The sequence below is a fragment of the Ralstonia flaminis genome (genome assembly GCF_958415495.1).
Classification (GTDB): Bacteria; Pseudomonadota; Gammaproteobacteria; order Burkholderiales; family Burkholderiaceae; genus Ralstonia; species Ralstonia flaminis.
Map to the genome: position 1 here is coordinate 187,606 of NZ_CATZLL010000011.1, position 20,491 is coordinate 208,096.

Consider the following 20,491-nt stretch of genomic DNA (forward strand, 5'->3'; position numbering starts at 1 on the left):
TCGGCAATCCAACTACGAACAAGCGGCCGCACCCACACGGTGCCGGCTGCGGCAAGGAGACATGCCGTGAGGCAACAACACGGATTCGACACGATCGTCGAACGGGAGAAGGGCTTGCAGCGCGGCCTTTCCACTGCACAGCTTTCGATGATTGCCATTGGCGGTGCGATCGGGACGGGCCTGTTCCTGGGCAGCGGTTTCGCCATCGGCTTTGCGGGGCCCAGCGTACTGGTGAGCTATGCGATCGGTGCGCTGATCGCCCTGCTGCTGATGGGCTGCCTGGCCGAGATGACGGTGGCGCATCCCACGTCCGGCTCGTTCGGCGCGTATGCGGAGCACTACATCGGGCCGTGGGCCGGGTTCCTGGTGCGCTATGCGTACTGGTCGTCCATCGTGCTTGCGGTGGGCGCCGAGGTCACGGCCATTGCCGTGTACATGAAGTACTGGCTTCCAGCGGTGCCGGGCTGGTACTGGATTGTCGGGTTCTCGGCGGCGCTCATCGGCGTGAACGTGGTCAGCGTGAAGGTGTTCGGCGCGGTTGAATACGTGTTCTCGATGCTCAAGATTGCGGCCATCGTGGGCTTCATCCTGCTGGGGGCGTACGTCGTGTTCAGCGCGCCGGCCGGCTCGGGCATTGGCCTGGCGAACTACCAGGTGCAGGGCGGTTTCTTCCCAAAGGGCGCATGGGGCACATGGGTGGCGGTGATCGTCTCGATCTTCAGCTACCTGAGCATCGAGATGATTGCCGTCGCCGCGGGCGAGGCGCGTGACCCGCACAAGGCCATCACGAGCGCCTTCCGCGCGACGATGATCCGGCTGGTGGTCTTCTATCTGCTGACGCTCGCGCTGATGCTGGCCATCGTGCCGTGGACGGCGGCCGGCGCCAACGAAAGCCCCTTTGTGAAGGTGATGGCCGCCACATCGGTGCCGGGCGCCGCCGGTGTGTTCAACTTTGTAATCCTGGTGGCGGCGCTGTCGGCCATGAACAGTCAGCTCTACATCACCACGCGCATGATGTTCAGCCTGTCACGCGCCGGCTATGCGCCCAAGGCGCTGGGCCGCCTGAATGCGAGCGGCGTGCCCACCGGGGCGCTGCTGCTCTCGGCAGTGGGTATTGCCGTGGCGACCGTGCTCAACGCGCTGTACCCGGAGAGTGCTTTCCTGCTGATGATGTCGGTGTCGATGTTCGGCGCGATGTTCACGTGGCTGATGATCTTCGTCACGCATATGTTCTTCCGCCGGGCGCACCGCGGTCAGGTGCTGGCGTTTCGCATGTGGGGGTTCCCGGCCACGTCGTTGTTGGGGGCTGCACTCATGGCGGCCGCGCTGGTCACCACCTACTTCACGGCGGAGTTCCGCATGACCCTGCTGTGCGGCGTGCCGTTCATGATCGCACTGTCGGTGGTGTATGGCGTCTGGTACCGCAAGCAGGCGCATGCTGCCCAGGCTGTCACCTCTTCTTGATCGCGCGAATGTCCGCTATTCTCGCCAATCCCAACATTGACGGAGTCGTTCTTCATGTCGCTGACCTTTCTCGGCATTGCCGGCAGCCTGCGCCGCAAATCCACCAACCAGGGGCTGCTGCGTGCGGCGTCCACCCGCCTGCCTGACGGCGTTGAAATGGAACTGGCGGACCTGCGTGATATTCCGTTCTACAACGCAGACATTACGGACAAGCCGGCGTCAGTGCTGCGCGTGTTCCAGCAGTTGGAGCGCGCCGATGCGCTGGTGCTGGCCTGCCCCGAATACAACTACTCGCTGGCACCGGCACTGAAGAACATCCTCGACTGGGCTTCGCGCGAACCGAACAACGCACTGCTGGCCGGTAAGCCGGTGGCGATTCTGGGTGCGGGCGGCGGCATGGGCACGTCGCGTGCGCAATACCACCTGCGTCAGGTGTGCGTGTACCTGGACCTGCATCCGTTGAACAAGCCGGAAGTGTTTGCGAACGCCTTTGCCGGCGGCTTTAACGCCGAGGGCGATCTGACGGACGAGCGCATCGCTGGCCTGATTACCGAACAGATGCAGGCGCTTGCCAATTGGACGGTGAAGCACAAGGCGTGAACGACGCCACCCCGTGACTCACTCGCCGGCGTGCAGCGTACGGTTGCGCCCGGCGAGCGATCCCATCACGATGGACGCCAGTGCTACGGCGCTGAACAGCCAGCCGACCACGGCCCAGCCGCCGGTCAGGTCGTGCAGCACGCCCATCAGGTACGGTCCTGCGGCGGCCATGGTGTAGCCGATGCCCTGCGTCATGGCCGACAGGCTGGCCGCCACACGCGCATCGGCCGATGCGCAGCACGATCAGCGACAGCGCCACGCTGAAGTTGCCGCCCTGGCCCAGCCCCAGCAGCACCGCCCACCACCACAGCGTCGACAGCGGCGCGTACAGGCAGCCGAGCAGGCCGGCCCAGCACATCAGCATCATCAGCAGCACGGCAGGACGTTGATCCCGCCCGAGCCGCGCCACGAATGGCCCGCCCAGCGCGGTGATGAGCTGCACGAGAATCGACACCGCCGCCACCACGCCTGATTGCACGGCAGACAGCCCTCGGTCCTGCAGGATCACCGGCAGCCAGCCGAACACGCAATACGCCAGCGATGATTGCAGGCCCATGTACAGCGTCACCTGCCAGGCGATCGGCTTGTTCCATAACGACACGCGGTCGAGCCGCGCTGCCGACCCCTTGCCGTGCGCATGCCGCATGTGCGGCCACCAGCCGACAAAGGCCAGCAACGCCGGCAAGGCCCAGAAGGCTAACGCGGGTTGCCACCCACCCAACCATGCGGAAAGCGGAGCGCTGGCGCCGGCCGCCACCGCCGCGCCAAAGCACAGTGCCATCGTATAGACGCCGGTCATCAGATCAGCGTGCCGGCCGAAGTCACGCTTGACGATACCCGGCAGCAGGATGCCCGTCACGCCAATGCAGGCACCGGCCGCCAGCGTACCGATGAAGAGCGGTGCGACGCCGCCCGCGCTGCGCAAGGCAATGCCCGCCGCCAGCGCAATCAGCAAGCCACCCACGGCGCGCTCTGCACCAAAGCGCCGGGCCAGAATGGCGGCAGCCGGCGCAAAGAGGCCCAGGCACAGTACCGGCAACGTCGTCAGCAAGCCCGCCGTGGCGCCGGACAACCCCGTGCCAGCGGCCACTTGCTTGAGCACGGGTGACAGGCTGGACAGCGCCGGCCGCAGGTTCACGCCCACCAGCACCAGCCCAACCACGAGCAGGATTAGCGCGCTGGCCGAACGTCGTTCGGCGGCATGATGGGTGGGGGCAGCAGATTGTGTTGGGGGCGGTGATTGGGACATGACAGGACAGGCGTGCGAGCAAGCTGCCGATTGTAGGGCGCGCGCAAGATTGGTGCATGCGCATCGCCCGATCCTAATGATGATGTTGCTGCTATTGCGCGCGGTCGATGCGTTTGGCGAGGTCGGCCAGCACGTCGGCGGACGGTGCGCCGCGTTCGGCCGCCAGTGCCAAGGCGCGTCGTGTGAGGGCGGTGTACAGCGTCGCATGATCTGCGCCGAGTGCGTCGAGCGCACGCAAGTGCTTGTCGATCACGCCGCCGTCACCGCGCGAGACAGGGCCGGCCAGGGCGCCAGCCAGACCGCGCGCACGTGCAGCGGCCAGCGTGCCGTCCACCAGCGGCCACATAGCATCGACGGCAGCGTCGCGATCGATACCCGCAGCCTGCCACAGCGTGGCCGCCTCATGCAGCGCGCACAGCAGGAAACTGGCCGCGTAGTTGGCTCCCGCGTGATACAGCGCGCGTTGCCCGGGCCGGACCTTCAGCGGCGTGCAGCCGAGCCGTTGGGCAAGATTCGCGAGCGCCGCATCATGCGGGGCGTCTGCCTCGATGGCGATGGACGCGCCACCCAGGCGCTCCGCGTCGTCCGGCAAACCGGCAAAAAGGAAGAGTGGATGGAAGCTGGCGGTATCTGCGCCGGCCTGGCGTGCGGCGTCCAGTAGATCGCGTTCGCCAGCGCCGCTGCAATGGACGACGAGCTGCCCGGGGCGCCAGCGCACGCCTGCTGTGATGCGGGCAATCGCGTCATCTGGCACGGTGATGAAGACCCAGTCCGCCGCATCGGCCACACCTTGCGTGTCGAGCGCCCTGGCGCCCGTTGCCTGCGCCAGCCACGCAGCATTGGCGTGCGTGCGGCTGGCCACCGCAGCGCTATGCACGCCGGCACGATATGCGCGCGTGGCCAGCGCCCGCGCCAAGCGCCCTGCGCCAATCCAGCCGATGGAAACGGGCGCTTCGATTGCTAAAGAGGACATACCGGAACCCTGCGTCAGAACGGGCGGATCATAAGCCCGCTGCCTTCTGATATTTGCAATTAACTGCCGTGATTTTTTCCCAAACGTGAACATGCATGCAGGAGCCTGGAGTGGGCTGAGTGACGACCAGACTCACTGCTGGCGCGCACTGTTCGCTGAGCATCACCTGACCGCTCTTTGTGGGTTGCCTGAGCGCGGCATCGCCCTCGGGGTGTTTCCAAGGCGCTTGACTAGGCATAATTCCGGCTGCTTTCCTGAAGGACGCATTCATGAAAACAGGTCGACACGCCAGGGGCAAGCCCTCCGGCGGTCTTGCCCAACGTTGTGGACGATATGCACCGCTGGTGCTGGCGATGCTGCTGGCCGGTTGCGCTGTCGGGCCCGACTACCGCGCGCCGCAGTTGAGCGGCACCGAAGCGCCGCAAGGCTGGCACGCCACGCTGCCGCACCACGGCAGCCGCATGGCGCTGGCCCACTGGTGGGAGCAGTTTCACGATCCCGTGCTGACGCAGCTTGTCGAGCAGGCTGACACCAGCAGCCCGACCATCGCCCAGGCGGTGGGGCGCGTGCGTGAGGCGCGCGCGAGTGTCTCCACCAGCCAGGCGGCGTTCTTTCCGACGCTGAAGGGCAGTGGTTCGGCGTCGCGACAGGGCGGGTTCGGCAGCAGCGAGTTCACTGGCGGATCAAGCTTTGGTGGACTGCCCGGGGGCACGCTGAGCCCAACGCTAGGGCTGGGCACGATCACCACGCTGGCAGCGCAGGCCGATGCGTCTTGGGAGCTCGACCTGTTTGGCGGTAAGCGCCGCAGCTTGGAGAGCGCCGGCGCGCGGTTGACCGCCAGCCAAGCCGATTGGCACGACGCACGCGTGACGCTGGCGGCGGAAGTCGCCAACACCTACTTGCAGCAGCGCGAGTGTGAAGCGCTGGTCGACATTGGCGCGACGACGCTCGCCTCGCGGCAGGAGACGTTATCGCTGACTGAGCGCAAGTTCCGCGCGGGCTTTGTCGCGCCGGCTGACTATGCGCAGGCGCAGGCCACCGTGGCCGATGCCGTCAACGCGCTGGAGAGCCAGCGGGCGCAATGCGCGCAGGGCATCGACAAGCTCGTCATGCTCACCGGCCTGGACCACGACGCACTGAATGCGCTATTGGCCAAGGCGAGTGCACAGATTCCTGCACCGCCTGATGCCGGCGCGCCCGACGTGCCGGCGCAGGTGCTGTCACAGCGGCCCGATGTGTCGTCGTCTGAACGTGCGGTGGCTGCGGCCAGTGCTGACATTGGCGTGGCGGTGGCGAGCCGCTTGCCGTCACTCACGCTGGCGGGTTCCATCGGTATCAACACGTTCCGCGTGAGCGGGCAGTCGTTGACGAGCAAGTCGTGGTCGTTTGGTCCGTCGCTGTCACTGCCGATTTTTGAAGGCGGTGCGGGCGCGGCGCGTGTGGAAACCGCACGTGCGCGCTATGACCAGGCGCTCGCCAGCTATCGCGGCAAGGTACGCCAGGCCGTGCAGGAAGTTGAAGATGCGCTGGTACGGCTGGACGCCGCTGACCGCCGCCTCGACGCTGCCACCACCGCCGACGCGCAATACACGAAGGTGCTGGAGGCGGCCAACGCACGCTATCGCCTGGGTGCCGGCAGCCTGCTGCAGCTTGAGGATGTGCGACGCACGACGCTGCAGGCATCGCAGTCACTGGCGGCTGTGAAGCTCGAACGCGCGCAGGCGTGGGTCGCGCTGTACAAGGCCGTGGGCGGTGGTTGGCGCGCAGATGATGCTGGCGCCGCTGATAACGCCCAATCGAATTCTTCCAATGCTTCCGCGCCGGCCGCTGGGCCTCAAGCGCACAACGGAAATGCTTCATGACAGGACAACGTGTTTGGATGGCTGGGCTGGCCTTAGTACTGGCTGGTGTGCTCGTGGCGTGCGGCAAGCCCGCACCCGAAGGCAAGGGGCTGGGCAAGGAACAACCAGCGGCCAAGCCGGCGCTGACCGTCAACGTTGCGCATCTTGCGCAGCAGGTATGGCCGCGTGCGGCTACGGCCAGCGGTGCGGTGCAGGCATGGCAGGAAGCTAGCATCGGCGCCGAAGTCGGCGGGTTGAAGCTGGCGGAGGTGCTCGTCAACGTGGGGGATGTCGTCAAGCAGGGCCAACTGCTGGCACGCCTGTCGGACGAGACGGTACGGGCCGACGTTGCCGCGCAACGGGCCACGCTGGCAGAGGCCGAAGCTTCTGCAGCCCAGGCAGCAGGCGAAGCCCGCCGTGCGCACGAACTCGACAAAAGCGGTGCCATCAGCCAGCAGGATCTGGTGCAGTACGACACGCAGGCCAAGACGGCTGCGGCCAAGCTGGCTTCGGCGCGTGCGCAGTTCGACAGCCAGCAATTGCGCCTGCGTTACACGCGGGTGGTGGCGCCCGATGACGGTGTGATCAGCGCGCGTTCGGCCACGGTGGGGGCGGTAGTGTCATCCGGCACCGAGCTCTTCAAACTCATCCGCAAGAACCGCCTGGAGTGGCGCGCCGAGATGCACGGCGACGTGCTGCCGCGCGTGCAGCCCGGCCAAGCCGTGCGCTTGAAGCGCATGGATGGCGGCATCGTCAACGGCCGCGTGCGCCAGATTGCTCCCACAGTGGATGCCAACACGCGCAACGGTCTCGTGTATGTCGATCTGCCGCCCGAAGCCGGCAGCGCAGGCGTGAAGGCGGGCATGTACCTGTCGGGCGATGTGCTATTGGGCGATGCGCCAGCCAAGACGCTGCCAGAGACCGCGGTGTTCTCGCGCGATGGTTACGACTACACGATGGTGGTGGGTTCTCAGGGCCGCGTGCGTCAGACCAAGGTCGTGCTGGGCCGCCGTCAGGATGGTCAGGTGGAGGTCACGCAAGGGATTGACCCGAGCGATGCGGTGGTCGCCGCTGGGGCGGCGTTCCTGAGTGATGGCGACCTCGTGCGCGTGGCCGCAGCCGGAGCCCCCGCATCCGCGCCGGCGGTATCGTCGCCAGCAGCAGGAGCCAAGCGATGAACTTCTCTGCCTGGGCGATCCGCAAGCCCATTCCGTCGATCCTGCTGTTCATCCTGATCACGGTGGCGGGGCTGGTGTCGTTCAAGATGCTGTCGATCCAGAATTTTCCGGACATCGACTTTCCTGCTGTGTCGGTTACAGCCAGCTTGCCGGGCGCCACGCCCACGCAGATGGAGACCGAGGTCACGCGCAAGATCGAAGATAGCATCGCCAGCATCGGGGCCATCAAGCACATCACCTCCACCATCAACGATGGCAGTTCGACCACGATGGTCGAATTCCAGCTGGAGAAGGACGTGCAGGAAGCGGTGAACGACGTGCGCGACGCGGTCAGCCGCATCCGCGCGCAACTGCCGTCCGACGTGCAGGAGCCGGTGATTTCGCGCGTGACGTTCGCCAGCCTGCCGGTGCTGACCTATGCCGTGGAAGCGACGGACATGGACGCGGAGGACCTCTCCTGGTTTGTCGACAACACCGTCAACAAGCGGCTGCTGTCTGTGCACGGCGTGGCCAAGGTTACCCGCCAGGGCGGGGTGGACCGCGAGGTGCGTGTGCAGCTCGACCCGGTGCGCCTGCAGGCGCTGAACGTGACGGCGGCGGACATCAGCGCACAAGTGCGCGGCATGCAGCAGGAGGCGCCGGGCGGGCGCGGCAACATCGGCGGGCAGGAGCAGGCGGTGCGTACGCTGGGCACCGTCAAGAGTGCGCGCGAGCTGGCGCAGATGGACATCCCGCTGCCGGACGGTCGGCGCATCCGCCTGTCGGACGTGGCCGACGTACGTGACACCGCAGCCGAGCCACGTCAGATGGCGTTGTTCGACGGCAAGCCGGTTGTGAGCTTCCAGGTGTTCCGCTCACGCGGCGCTAGCGAGATCTCGGTTGCCAAGGGCGTGCGCGAGGCCATTGCCAAGCTGCAGGCCGAGCGTCCCAACGTGCATGTGACCGAGGTCTACAACATGGTCAAGCCGGTGGCCGACGCCTACACCGCCTCGATGCACGCGCTGTACGAAGGCGCCATCCTGGCCGTGCTGGTGGTGTGGCTGTTCCTGCGCGACTGGCGGGCGACGTTCGTGTCGGCGGTGGCGTTGCCGTTGTCGATCATCCCGACGTTTGCGGCCATGCAGCTGCTGGACTTCACGCTCAACGGCATCACGCTGTTGGCGCTCACGCTGGTGGTCGGGATTCTTGTCGACGATGCCATCGTGGAGGTGGAGAACATCGTGCGTCACCTGCGCGACGGCAAGAAGCCGCTGGAGGCGGCGACGGAGGCCGCGCAGGAGATTGGCCTGGCGGTGATTGCCACCTCGCTCACGCTGGTGGCGGTCTTTCTGCCGACCGCCTTCATGGGCGGGATCTCGGGCAAGTTCTTCAAGCAGTTCGGGTGGACGGCCTCGCTTGCGGTGCTGGCGTCGCTGCTGGTGGCGCGGTTGCTGACGCCCATGATGGCGGCCTACATGCTCAAGCCGCAGGACGAGCCCAATCGCGACAGCTGGATCATGACGCGGTACCTGCAGGCGGCGCGCTGGTGCCTGGTCCACCCGTGGAAGACGGGCAGCATGGCAGCAGCATTCTTTGTGGTGTCGGTCGCCATCATCGGGTTGATTCCAGCGACGTTCCTGCCGCCAGAAGACTGGGCGCAACTGCAGATGACGGTGGAAAGCCCACCCGGTAGCACCATCGCCCAGACGCGCGACAACACCGAGCGCGTGCGCAAGATCGTGATGCAGCACAAGGAGGTCCGTCACGTCTATACAGCCATCGGTTCTGGCGTGATGGCAGGGGTGCCCGGTTCCAACGGCGGTGAGGTGCGCAACGGCACGCTCACCATCTCGCTCACGGACAGGCATGACCGCCATATCAAGCAGCAGGAGGTGCAGCGCCAGTTGCGCGAGATGCTGGAGGGCGTGCCGGGTGTGCGCATTTCGTTTGGTGCGGTGGGCTCGGGTGAGCAGTTGCAGGTGGTGCTGACCGGTGATGACCCCGCCACGCTGCAGCAATCCGCCCGCGATGTGATGCGCGATCTGCGCATGGTGCCGGGCCTGGGGGCGATTACGTCCTCGGCGAGCCTGCTGCGGCCCGAAATCATCATCCGCCCGGACTTTGCGCGTGCTGCGCAGCAAGGCGTGACAGCCGCCGCCATTGGTCAGGCCGTGCGCGTGGCTACGGCAGGCGATTACGACGTCAACCTGCCCAAGCTGAACCTGCCGGAGCGGCAGGTGTACATCCGCGTGGAGCTGGACCCGAAGGCGCGCAACCAGATCGAGACGATCCGGCAGTTGCGCGTGGCGGGTCGCAACGGCGCGGTGCCGCTGGAGAATATCGCCGACATCTCCATTGCCAGCGGCCCGGCGCAGATCGACCGCTATGACCGCAGCCGCAACATCACCATCAGCGTGGGGCTGGAGGGGCGTGCGCTGGGCGAGACCAACATGGCAGTGGAGGCGCTGCCGTCCATCAAGAACCTGCCGCCGGGCGTGCGCCGCATTGCCTCGGGCGATGTGGAGGGCATGCAAGAGTTGTTCAGCAGCTTCTTCCTCGCCATGTTTGCGGGCGTGCTGTGCGTGTACGCGGTGCTGGTGCTGCTGTTCCACGACTTTACGCAGCCGGTGACGATTCTGGCGGCGTTGCCGCTGTCGGTGGGCGGGGCTTTCGGGTTGCTAGCGCTGTTTGGTTTCAGCTTGTCGCTGCCAGCGCTGATCGGCTTGCTCATGCTGATGGGCATCGTGACCAAGAACTCGATCCTGCTGGTGGAATACGCCATTGTGGCCCGGCGTGATATGGGCATGTCGCGCACGGATGCCATTATCGATGCGTGCCACAAGCGCGCCCGCCCCATCGTCATGACCACGGTGGCCATGACAGCAGGCATGGTGCCGATGGCACTGGGCCTCGAAGGCGACGCGGGGTTCCGCGCGCCAATGGCGGTGGCCGTGATCGGTGGCCTGCTGACCTCCACGCTGCTGAGCCTGTTGGTGGTGCCCGTGGTGTTCGAAAAGGTGGATGACCTCAAGGAATGGACGCTGCGCAAGTTCCGTGGTGCGCGCCATCATGGGCATCAAGTGGAACCGGCGTCGGAGCCCGGTCAGCGCTAGGTGTAGCATCGGGCGGTCTGCCGGAGCACTCAAGAACAGGAGACCGCCCATGTCCGATGCTGTGCTGTTCCAGACCGATGGCCCGGTCTGCACGATCCTGCTCAACCGGCCCGGCTGCCGCAACGCGGTGGATGGGCCAACCGCGGCCGCGCTGCTCGCCGCGTTCGAGCGCTTTGAAGCCGATGATGCGCTACGCGTGGCCGTGCTGGCCGGCACGGGCGGGCACTTCTGCGCTGGCGCCGATCTGACCGCCGTTGGCGATCCTTCAAGACGCAATCATCTCGACCCAGAGGGCGGGGCGCCTGGTCCGATGGGGCCGTCACGCATGGCGTTGTCCAAACCGCTCATCGCGGCGGTGAGCGGCTACGCCGTGGCGGGTGGCCTTGAGCTTGCGCTGTTGGCCGATCTGCGCGTGATGGAACGCGATGCCGTGTTCGGCGTGTTCTGCCGTCGCTGGGGCGTGCCGCTCATCGACGGTGGCACGGTGCGCTTGCCGCGCATCATCGGCATGGGCCGCGCGCTGGACATGATCCTGACTGGCCGTGCTGTGCCCGCCGACGAGGCGCTCGCCATGGGGCTGGCCAATCGCGTGGTCGAGCCTGGCGAGGCGCTTGCCGTTGCACAACAGCTTGCCCGAGACATTGCCGCGTTTCCGCAGCAATGCATGTTGACTGACCGGGCGTCGGCGTATGCCCAGTGGGATCTGCCGTTGGCAGCGGCGTTGCGGCAGGAAGGTGCGCGAGGTACGCCAATCGTGTTTGCCGAAGGGGTGGAGGGTGCGGCGCGATTTGCCGACGGTGCCGGACGGCACGGTCAATAACCGGATTGCGCGTTGATCACGATTTGGCATTTAAAAAGTCAACCCGAAATCCGTGGGGAATGCGGGTTGATCCTTTATCACCTTGACCCGCTAAAACAGCCGGTACAATCCGCGCTTTGCTGAAAATAATCGACGCATCGACGCTCGAATAAGGCAAGTCCAGGGGCAGTGTGGGGGTGGTTCGCTACGACGTACAGCGTTGCGGACATTGTCGACACGCATATCCGCGCGGGGCCTCGCCAGGCCGTCGCGCGGAGCATTGCGGGTGGATCCAACTTTTCTCTCTGTTTTCCATCAAGCGCGGGCCATGCCGTGCCGATACTGCCTGGGCGCATTCCGCAAAGACTCGAATTAATATTTTAGAAAATCAGATTTCATATTTTTTTAAGGGAGAAGTCGAATGAAGCAAACCTCGAAGTTGATGTTTGCCGGCGCTGCGGCGTTGGCACTGGGCATGCTCGGCGGCTGCGCGACCGAATCGTCGCAAGCATTGCCGGTTGCCAAGGTGGAAAGCGCGAGCCGCCCGTACGTCGGCGTGCGCGCTCCGATTGCCGTGGGCAAGTTCGATAACCGATCGGCGTACATGCGCGGCGTGTTCTCGGATGGCGTGGACCGCCTGGGCGGCCAAGCCAAGACCATCCTGATCACGCATCTGCAGCAGACGAACCGCTTCTCCGTGCTGGACCGCGACAACATGGCGGAGATCAAGCAGGAAGCCGCGATCAAGAACACCGCACAGAAGCTCAAGGGCGCTGACTACGTCATCACCGGCGACGTGACCGAGTTCGGCCGCAAGGAAACCGGTGACCAGCAACTGTTCGGCATCCTCGGCCGCGGCAAGGAGCAGGTCGCCTACGCGAAGGTCGCACTGAACGTGGTCAACATCTCGACCTCGGAAGTCGTGTACTCGGTGGGTGGTGCAGGTGAATACAAGCTGTCGAACCGCGAAGTGATCGGCTTTGGCGGGACGGCCAGCTACGACTCGACGCTTAACGGCAAGGTGCTGGATCTGGCCATGCGTGAAGCGGTGAACAACCTGGTCAACGGTATCGAAAGCGGTGCCTGGAAGCCTGGCGCGCAGTAAGAAGACACGCAGTCAAAACAAAAACGGGAAATTAGGGGTAACAACAGTCATGAGCAAGGTGTTTGCGATGTGGCGCGCGGCGGCCGGTGTGGCCGTCGGGAGTGCAATGCTGGCGGGTTGCGCCGGCCCGAAGCCGCTGTACCAGTGGGAAGGCTATCAGCCGCAGGTGTATCAGTACTTCAAGGGCGAAGCAAAGGAAGCCCAGGTGGCGGAACTCGAGCGCGGCCTGGAGAAGATCAAGGCCACCAATGGCGCCGTGCCGCCGGGCTATCACGCTCAACTGGGCATGCTGTATTCGAGCCTGGGCAAGGATGACCAGATGGTCCAGGAGTTCAATACCGAGAAGGCGCTGTTTCCGGAGTCGACGACGTACATCGATTTCCTGATGAAGAACGTGAAGAAGGGGACCAACTGATGGCCAAGCGCTTCCTGAAACTGTTTGCGGCGGCCAGCGTGGTTGCCTTGATGGCGGGCTGCGCCGCGCCGACAAAGAACATCGACTATTCGGCTTTCAAGGCCAGCAAGCCGCGTTCCATCGTGGTGCTGCCGCCGCTGAACGAATCGCCGGACGTGGGGGCGACCTACGGCATGCTGTCGCAAGTGACGGTGCCGTTGGCGGAGGCGGGCTACTACGTGCTGCCGGTGGCGCTGGTTGATGAGACCTTCCGCCAGAACGGTCTGACCACGGCAGGCGACATCCATGGTGTGCCGGTGGCCAAGCTGCACGACATCTTCGGTGCGGACGCCGCGCTGTATGTCACTGTCACGCAGTACGGCAGCAAGTACATGGTGGTGAGCAGCGCCACCGTCGTGTCGGCTGATGCCAAGCTGGTGGACCTGAAGAGTGGGCAGACGCTCTGGACGGGGCACGCCAGCGCGTCGAACAACGAGGGCGGGAACAACTCCGGCGGCGGCCTGATCGGCATGCTGGTGTCGGCGGCAGTCAATCAGATCATCGCCAACGTGACCGACCAGGGCTACAAGGTGGCCGGTACGACCAGCGCGCGTCTGCTGTCGGCTGGGCAACCGGGCGGGCTGCTGTATGGTCCACGTTCGCCCAAGTACGGCACGGACTAAGCGACTCTCGGTAGTAAGAAAAGACGCCAACCGAAACAAACCGGTTGGCGTTTTTCTTTGGGGCGTTGCGGCTGCTTACGCCGTTACGCTTTCAGCGTGCATGGCCTTGCTTCCTGCATGCCGCGTCTTCGCATGCTTGGCACGCAAGCGGCGCGTTGCCTCCACCATGCCTTGCAGCGCCGCTTCCACTTCCGGCCAACCACGCGTCTTCAGGCCGCAATCTGGGTTCACCCACAGGCGCTGCACCGGCACCACCTGCGCGGCCTTGTCGAGCAGCGCTTCCATCTCTTCCACGCGCGGCACGCGTGGCGAGTGGATGTCGTACACGCCGGGGCCGATCTCGTTGGGGTAGGCAAACTCGCCAAACGCGTCCAGCAACTCCATGTTCGAGCGCGAGGTCTCGATGGTGATCACGTCGGCGTCCATCGACGCGATGGCCGGCAGGATGTCGTTGAACTCCGAATAGCACATGTGTGTGTGGATCTGCGTATCGTTGCGCACGCCCGAGGCCGATACGCGGAACACCCGCGCGGCCCATTCCAGGTACCCAGGTACGTCAGCTGCACGCAGCGGCAAGCCTTCGCGGAAGGCCGGTTCGTCGATCTGGATGGCGGCGATGCCGGCCGTTTCCAGATCGCATACCTCGTCGCGCAACGCCAGGGCGATCTGCAGTGCTGTCTGTTCGCGTGGCTGGTCGTCTCGCACGAAGGACCATTGCAGCATCGTCACAGGGCCGGTCAGCATGCCCTTCATCGGCTTGGTGGTCAGGCTCTGCGCGTACTTGGACCACTCCACCGTCATTGGCTCGGGGCGGTACACATCGCCGTAGATGATGGGCGGCTTCACGCAGCGTGAGCCGTAGCTCTGCACCCAGCCGTTGGCGGTGAAGGCATAGCCCCACAGCAACTCTCCAAAGTACTCGACCATGTCGTTGCGCTCGGCTTCTCCATGCACGAGCATGTCCAGCCCCAGGGCCTCCTGGCGGCGCACCACGTCGGTGATTTCGGCGCGCATGCGCTCCAGATAGTCCAGCGCGGGCAGGTCGCCACGCTTGTGGCGTGCGCGCGTCTGGCGGATTTCAGCCGTCTGCGGGAACGACCCGATGGTGGTGGTCGGCAACAACGGCAGGTTCAGACGGGCTTGCTGGGCCTGGGCGCGCGTGGGGTAGTCGGCGGCACGCTGGGCGTCTTCCGCGCGAACGGCGGCCAGGCGTTTTTTGACGCTGGCGTTGTGTACGCGACGTGACGCTGCGCGCGAGGCGATGGCGGCGCGATTTGCGTCGAGCGCGCCTTGTACGGAAGCGGCACCTTCCACCAGCGCACGCTTGAGGACGAACAGCTCATCCAGTTTCTGGCGGGCAAATGCCAGCCAGCCCTTCAGTTCTTCGTCCAGCTTGGTTTCAGCCGAGAGGTCCACCGGTACGTGTAGTAGCGAGCAGCTCGGCGCGATCCACAGGCGATCATCGAAGGCCTCGGCCAGTGGCGCCAAGCGTTCCAGCACGCGCGCGAGATCCGTGCGCCAGATATTGCGGCCATCGACCACGCCAACGGACAGCACCTTGTCTGATGGCCACGGTGCAAAGGCCGTGAGCTGCTCCGGTGCGCGCACGAGGTCCAGGTGCACCCCCGCCACCGGCAGCGACCGGATGAGCGCTGCATGATGCGCGGCGGCCTCAAAGTAGGTCGCCAGCAGCAGCTTGGGGCCGTTGGCCGCTTGCAGGGCCTGGTAAGCCGGGCCGAACGCATCCACCCAAGGTTGCGGCAGGTCCAACACCAATGCCGGTTCGTCGATCTGCACCCACTCCACGTTCAGCGCGGCCAGGCGCTGTAGCACGGCAGCATAGGCCTGCAGCACCTGCGGCAGCAGCGCGAGCTTATCTGTAAGGCCATTGCGCGCCTTGGACAGATGCAGGAACGTGACCGGTCCGATCAGCACCACCTTGACGCGATGGCCCGCTACCTGTGCCTCGCGCACCTCGTCGAAGAGCCAATCGGCGCCGGGGCCGAACTGCAGGTCGGGCGTGAGCTCCGGCACGAGGTAGTGGTAGTTGGTGTCGAACCACTTGGTCATTTCCATGGCGGCGTGGTCGGCATTGCCGCGTGCGAGCACGAACGATTGCGCCAGCGTCAGTTGTGCCGCATCAAAGCCAAAACGCGTGGGAATGGCGCCCAGCAGGGCGGCTGTCTGCAGCACCTGGTCGTACCAGGCGAAATCACCCACGGTCACGAAATCCAGGCCGGCGTCGCGCTGGGCCGCCCAGTGGCGCTCGCGCAATGCCCGGCCGGTGGTACGCAGGTCGTCTTCCGCAGAGGTGCCTTTCCAGAACGATTCGAGAGCGAACTTCAACTCACGCTGTGCGCCGATGCGCGGGTAGCCGAGGGTGTGGATGGTCGTCATAGGGGATACAGGCGCCAAAGTGCAGGTCGATTTTTGAGTCCTGTGATGATGGGCGACGACGTAGCATGAATCAAATGATATTATTTTCGCCATCATTGAATGAAATTCATATTTTGGGAATTGCACGGCTATGCTGGAAATCCGTCATCTACGTACCCTGATTGCCTTGGCTGATGGCGGCTCGGTGTCGCGGGCGGCCGAGCGGCTGCACCTGACGCAGTCGGCGCTGTCGCACCAGTTGCGTGCGCTGGAATCGCACTACGGGCTGGCCGTCGTGCGCCGCAAGGGACAGACCGTGGAGTTGAGCGAGGCCGGCGAGCGCTTGCTGGAACTCGCCCAGAAGGTGGTCGCCGACATCCAGGCCGCCGAGCGCGACCTGGAGCGCATCAAGGGCCGTGCCGCCGGCACGCTGCGCATTGCGCTGGAATGCCACACCTGCTTTGACTGGCTGATGCCGGTGATGGATGCCTTCCGCCAGCGTTGGCCCGAGGTGGAAATGGACCTCGTCTCTGGCTTTCATACCGATCCGCTCGCGCTGCTCAAGGATGGCCGTGCCGACGTCATCATCGGCTCTGATGCGAAGATGCGCCGGGGCGTGGTGTTCGCGCCGCTGTTCCGCTTCGAGATCCTGGCCGTGCTGCCTGTGGATCACCCTCTGCGCAACAAGAAATGGCTGGAGGCGAAGGACTTCGCAGACCAGACGCTCATCACGTATCCCGTGCCGGAAGAGCGCATCGACCTGATCCGGCAGGTGCTGACGCCCGCCGCTATCGTGTTCAACCGTCGCACGGCGGAGCTGACCATTGCCGTGCTGCAGCTCGTCGCCAGCCGCCGCGGGCTGGCTGCACTGCCAAGCTGGGGTATCAAGAACTACATCGACTACGAATACGTGGTGGCCAAGCGCGTTGGCAAAGACGGTGTGTGGAGCGATCTGTACGCGGCCATGACACGCGACTACGCGCAGGCCCCGTTTGCGCAGGACTTTATCGAGACGGCCAAGTCGATCTGCTTTGCACAGTTGCCGGGGCTGATGCCGTTGGAAGCCTAGTCAGGTGCGTGTTTTCTGGGGCAGGCGCGGCAGCTTGTTCTGCAGGCCGTCTTTCAGAAAATCCAGCAGATGCCGCGTTGCCAGCGTCCGATACCGGCTCGGCATGGCGAGCATGTAGAGCCGGCTGCCGAACACACTGAACCGATACCCCGGCAGCACGCGTTTGACGTGGCCCTCGCGCAAGTCATCGGCGGCGGCGTAGTAGGGCAGGATGCCCAGCCCGTTGCCGGCGCGCACGGACGCTTGCAGGAACAGATAGTTGTCGGACGAAACGCCCGGGTCGAGCGTGACGTGCGCCCGCTCATCGCCCAGTTGTGCGGATAGCCGCAGCGGCTGCCCAACCGCCGGTGCGCTGACGATGGTGTGTTTGGCCAGCGCATCAAGCGTCTTCGGTGTGCCATGCGTCGCAAGGTAATCCGGTGCGGCACACAACACCCAATCGACTTCATCGAGCAGCGTGGCGACCAGCGACTCGGGCGGGTTCGACACGATGCGCAGCGCGACATCCACGTCTTCGCCAATCAGATCTGACACACGGTTGTCGAAACGCACATCCAGCCGGATATCCGGATACGCGCGCTTGAACGCCACCAGCAGCGGCGACACCAGCAGGTGCCCCAGCCCCGTTGGCACGGATAACCGCACGCTGCCCTGCAGTGATTTTCCCAGCGACGAGACCAGTGCATCCGCCGCCGCCATCTCGCGCAGGATGCTGCGCCCGTGCTCGTAGATGCCGGCGCCGACTTCGGTCGGCTCCACGCGGCGAGTGGTCCGGCGCAGCAGTTGCACACCCAGCGCCCGCTCAAAGGCCTTGAGCCGATGGCTCACATTGGAGCGCGTGGTTTGCAGCTTGCGCGCCGCCGCCGACAGGTTGCCCGAATCGACGATTTCCACGAACAGCTTGAGTGCATTGAGATCCATCCCGGCGTGCCATATTGGTGAAGTGGATTTGACATTCTGTTGATGTGAGACCTGATTGTCAAAATGCACCAACCCGGTACCATCTTTCGGAATATTCCATTGGAGCCAGGCGATATGGCGCTCGACGACGAATCCTTCGGTCTGCTGCAGCAATCGGTGCAGCGCTTCATTCAGGAACGGCTCATGCCGGCGGAAAACATCCTTGAAGAAGAGGATGACGTGCCAGCAGAGATCGTCGCCGACATGAAAGAGATGGGCCTGTTTGGCCTCTCGATTCCGGAAGCGCACGGCGGCATTGGTCTGTCGATGGCGCAGGAATGCGAAGTGGGGTACGACCTGGGCCATACGGCGCTGGCATTCCGCTCGGTGTTTGGCACCAACGTTGGTATTGGTTCGCAGGGCATCCTGATGGACGGCACCGATGCGCAGAAGGCGGATTACCTGCCGCGTATCGCCAGCGGCGAGCTGATCATTTCGTTTGCGCTTACCGAGCCGGGCGCCGGTTCGGATGCGGCATCGCTGCAGACACGCGCCACGCTGGACGGCGATCACTACGTCATCAATGGCACGAAACGCTTCATTACCAATGCGCCGCGCGCCGGAGCATTCACGCTGATGGCGCGCACGGGCGGCGAAGGCGCGGGTGGCATCTCCGCCTTCATCGTACCGGCTGATACGCCGGGCATTACGCTGGGCAAGCCGGACAAGAAGATGGGCCAGCGCGGCACCAAGACGTGCGATGTGATGCTCGACAACGTGCGTGTGCCCGCTGCCAACATCATCGGCGGTCTAGCCGGGCAGGGCTTCAAGACGGCGATGAAGGTGCTGGATCGCGGCCGTCTGCACATCTCGGCACTCGCATGCGGCATGGCGCATCGGCTGATCACGGATGCCGTGGCCTATGCCAAGGAACGCAAGCAGTTCGGCCAACCGATCGCAGATTTTCAGCTGATCCAGGCCATGCTGGCCGATAGCCAGGCCGAGTTGTATGCCGGTCTGTCCATGGTGCGTGACTGTGCTCGCCGCTATGACGCCAAGCCCGTCGGCAAACAGGACCACGAAGTCAGCATGCTGGCCTCCTGCACCAAGATGTTCTGTACGGAAATGGTGGGGCGCGTGGCGGATCGCGCCGTGCAGATCCACGGTGGCGCGGGCTACATTGCCGAATACAAGGCCGAGCGCTTCTACCGTGACGTGCGCCTGCTGCGCCTGTATGAAGGAACGACACAAATTCAACAACTCATCATCGCCAAGAACCTGCTGCGGGACTGAGCTGGCTCCAGGAATGGCTTCGGAGCTGGCTCTGTATTGGGGCCACGCTTTGGTTCAGAATGGGTAGGTTCCTACTTGATTTGCACGGCTGTTGCCGGAGTTGCCATGTACGTTCCCGCCCACTTTGAAGAATCGCGCACCGAGGCGCTGCACGCGCTGATCGCGCAGAATCCGTTCGGCTCGCTGGTGACACACGGCAAGAACGGGCTCGATGCGAACCACATTCCATTCCTGTTGCTGCCCGAAGAAGGCAAGCTGGGCACGCTGCACGCCCACGTCGCACGCGCCAATCCGGTCTGGCAAGACGTGGCCAACGGCGATGAGGTACTGGTCATCTTCCGCGCGGGCGACGCGTATATCTCGCCGACGTGGTATCCGAGCAAGCACGAAGCGCATAAGCAGGTGCCGACGTGGAACTACCGCGTGGCGCATGCGCACGGGCGCATCACCATCCGCGACGACGAGCGCTTTGTGCGTGGTGTAGTGGCGCGCCTGACGCGCACGCACGAGGCATCGCAACCCACGCCGTGGAAGATGTCCGACGCCCCCGCTGATTACATCGACACGCTGCTCAAGATGATCGTCGGCATCGAGGTCGAGATCACGCGGCTCGAAGGCAAGCTCAAACTGAGCCAGAACAAAGAGACGCGGGATATGGTTGGCGCTGGCGAAGCGCTCAAGGCCAATGGCGAACGCGTGATCAGCGACGCGATGCTGGCTTGCGCCGCGGCGAAACCGGAATAATGAGAGCAGCGGACTCTTAATCCGTAGGTCGAGTGTTCGAGTCACTCACGCCCCACCAGTATTCATAAGGCTTCACGGGAAACCGTGAGGCCTTTTGTCTTTCTTAGGTGTGTGTTTTTTTGCCTATCCTCCCCACGGCTTGGGCCAGTTTGTTTGTCACAAGGTGCGCATAACGTGCCGTTGACTTCGCATCCTTGTGGCCCAAAACAGCCCCTACCGTGTACAGATCAACGTCCTGATTGATCATTTCTGAGGCTGCTCCGCGCCGCAAATCGTGGAATCGGAGATGCTCAAGACCGGCTTTCTTGCGCGCCTTCTCGTAGTGCCAAGCAAAGTGGTCACCGTTAATCGTAAATCGTACCTTGCGGGCAAGTACAGCGATCTTTGGATGAATGGGCACGATGCGCGGTAGTCCGTTCTTCGTCTTCGATAGCGAAAAGCCCTTCTTCGTCACCTTGGCCCTCAAAATCTCCGAGCGGCGCATACCAGAATAGAAGGCTATTCACTACCCCCACACGGTGTCCGATGAGCCCTTAAGCGATGCACAAGTCAATGCGTTAGTGGATAAGGACATCGCACTTGCGGTTGCGGCTCTTGATGAAAACGCTAACTGGTGGAGAGCGCTGGATGGGCTGCTGCCGGTTTCATGGACACCTTGTTAAGGTGGAAAATGAAACTGGAGGTGGTTTATGGGAACGAGGCGGCAATTTAGCCGGGAGTTCAAGCTTGAG

General features: G+C 64.2%; 16 protein-coding genes and 1 pseudogene. 12 read left to right on the top strand and 5 right to left on the bottom strand.

Annotation, left to right across the window (positions count from 1 at the left end; translation table 11 throughout):
* Window positions 1–66: 66 nt before the first annotated feature.
* Window positions 67–1,464, top strand: coding sequence for an amino acid permease (locus tag R2N11_RS17765; protein ID WP_316681836.1), 1,398 nt, complete (start codon window positions 67–69; stop codon window positions 1,462–1,464).
* A 54-nt stretch (window positions 1,465–1,518) separates the two neighbouring features.
* Window positions 1,519–2,064 (top strand): NADPH-dependent FMN reductase, encoded by a 546-nt coding sequence (locus tag R2N11_RS17770; protein WP_199032879.1) that lies wholly within the window; start codon window positions 1,519–1,521, stop codon window positions 2,062–2,064.
* Window positions 2,065–2,082: 18 nt separating this feature from the next.
* Here the strand turns inward: R2N11_RS17770 and R2N11_RS17775 are convergent.
* Window positions 2,083–3,313 (bottom strand): annotated as a pseudogene (locus R2N11_RS17775) (CynX/NimT family MFS transporter).
* Between the two features lie 91 nt (window positions 3,314–3,404).
* On the bottom strand, window positions 3,405–4,286 hold the full coding sequence (locus R2N11_RS17780; protein ID WP_199031919.1) for a Rossmann-like and DUF2520 domain-containing protein: 882 nt from the start codon (window positions 4,284–4,286) through the stop codon (window positions 3,405–3,407).
* Between the two features lie 269 nt (window positions 4,287–4,555).
* Here R2N11_RS17780 and R2N11_RS17785 point away from each other — a divergent pair, with 269 nt between their 5' ends.
* The 7 genes from R2N11_RS17785 (at window position 4,556) to R2N11_RS17815 (ending at window position 13,378) form a co-directional block, all read left to right on the top strand.
* Complete coding sequence (locus tag R2N11_RS17785; RefSeq protein WP_316681837.1) at window positions 4,556–6,148, top strand: efflux transporter outer membrane subunit; 1,593 nt, start codon at window positions 4,556–4,558, stop codon at window positions 6,146–6,148.
* Entirely contained in the window at window positions 6,145–7,305 is a 1,161-nt protein-coding gene (locus R2N11_RS17790) for an efflux RND transporter periplasmic adaptor subunit (RefSeq protein WP_316681838.1), read from the top strand. Before R2N11_RS17785 ends, R2N11_RS17790 begins: the two co-directional genes overlap by 4 nt.
* Window positions 7,302–10,397: an efflux RND transporter permease subunit gene (locus R2N11_RS17795; protein ID WP_199031922.1), complete on the top strand. Its 3,096-nt coding sequence runs from the start codon at window positions 7,302–7,304 to the stop codon at window positions 10,395–10,397. The genes R2N11_RS17790 and R2N11_RS17795 overlap by 4 nt, the downstream gene beginning before the upstream one ends.
* A gap of 49 nt (window positions 10,398–10,446) precedes the next feature.
* Entirely contained in the window at window positions 10,447–11,217 is a 771-nt protein-coding gene (locus R2N11_RS17800) for a crotonase/enoyl-CoA hydratase family protein (protein WP_316681839.1), read from the top strand.
* A 400-nt stretch (window positions 11,218–11,617) separates the two neighbouring features.
* Entirely contained in the window at window positions 11,618–12,301 is a 684-nt protein-coding gene (locus R2N11_RS17805; protein ID WP_199031924.1) for a CsgG/HfaB family protein, read from the top strand.
* Between the two features lie 49 nt (window positions 12,302–12,350).
* Window positions 12,351–12,716 (top strand): DUF4810 domain-containing protein, encoded by a 366-nt coding sequence (locus R2N11_RS17810; protein WP_199031925.1) that lies wholly within the window; start codon window positions 12,351–12,353, stop codon window positions 12,714–12,716.
* Complete coding sequence (locus tag R2N11_RS17815; RefSeq protein ID WP_199031926.1) at window positions 12,716–13,378, top strand: DUF799 domain-containing protein; 663 nt, start codon at window positions 12,716–12,718, stop codon at window positions 13,376–13,378. The genes R2N11_RS17810 and R2N11_RS17815 overlap by 1 nt, the downstream gene beginning before the upstream one ends.
* A gap of 75 nt (window positions 13,379–13,453) precedes the next feature.
* Here the strand turns inward: R2N11_RS17815 and metE are convergent, their stop codons facing one another.
* Window positions 13,454–15,775 carry a 5-methyltetrahydropteroyltriglutamate--homocysteine S-methyltransferase gene (metE, locus tag R2N11_RS17820; RefSeq protein ID WP_316681841.1) on the bottom strand — a complete coding sequence of 774 codons (2,322 nt, stop codon included), beginning with the start codon at window positions 15,773–15,775 and terminating at the stop codon, window positions 13,454–13,456.
* A gap of 130 nt (window positions 15,776–15,905) precedes the next feature.
* Between metE and R2N11_RS17825 the strand changes: the two genes are divergently transcribed.
* On the top strand, window positions 15,906–16,823 hold the full coding sequence (locus R2N11_RS17825; protein ID WP_316681842.1) for a LysR family transcriptional regulator: 918 nt from the start codon (window positions 15,906–15,908) through the stop codon (window positions 16,821–16,823).
* Here the strand turns inward: R2N11_RS17825 and R2N11_RS17830 are convergent, their stop codons facing one another.
* Entirely contained in the window at window positions 16,824–17,744 is a 921-nt protein-coding gene (locus tag R2N11_RS17830; protein WP_316681843.1) for a LysR family transcriptional regulator, read from the bottom strand.
* Window positions 17,745–17,858: 114 nt separating this feature from the next.
* On the opposite strand from R2N11_RS17830, the gene R2N11_RS17835 reads away from it, so the two are divergent.
* Together R2N11_RS17835 and R2N11_RS17840 are read left to right on the top strand one after the other, a co-directional pair.
* Complete coding sequence (locus R2N11_RS17835) at window positions 17,859–19,016, top strand: acyl-CoA dehydrogenase family protein (protein WP_316681844.1); 1,158 nt, start codon at window positions 17,859–17,861, stop codon at window positions 19,014–19,016.
* Window positions 19,017–19,121: 105 nt separating this feature from the next.
* The gene (locus R2N11_RS17840) at window positions 19,122–19,760 is read left to right on the top strand and encodes an FMN-binding negative transcriptional regulator (protein ID WP_316681845.1); all 639 of its coding nucleotides are present in this window, start codon (window positions 19,122–19,124) and stop codon (window positions 19,758–19,760) included.
* A gap of 103 nt (window positions 19,761–19,863) precedes the next feature.
* On the opposite strand, the gene R2N11_RS17845 is transcribed toward R2N11_RS17840, so the two are convergent.
* Window positions 19,864–20,214 carry a tyrosine-type recombinase/integrase gene (locus R2N11_RS17845; RefSeq protein WP_316681846.1) on the bottom strand — a complete coding sequence of 117 codons (351 nt, stop codon included), beginning with the start codon at window positions 20,212–20,214 and terminating at the stop codon, window positions 19,864–19,866.
* Window positions 20,215–20,491: the final 277 nt, after the last annotated feature.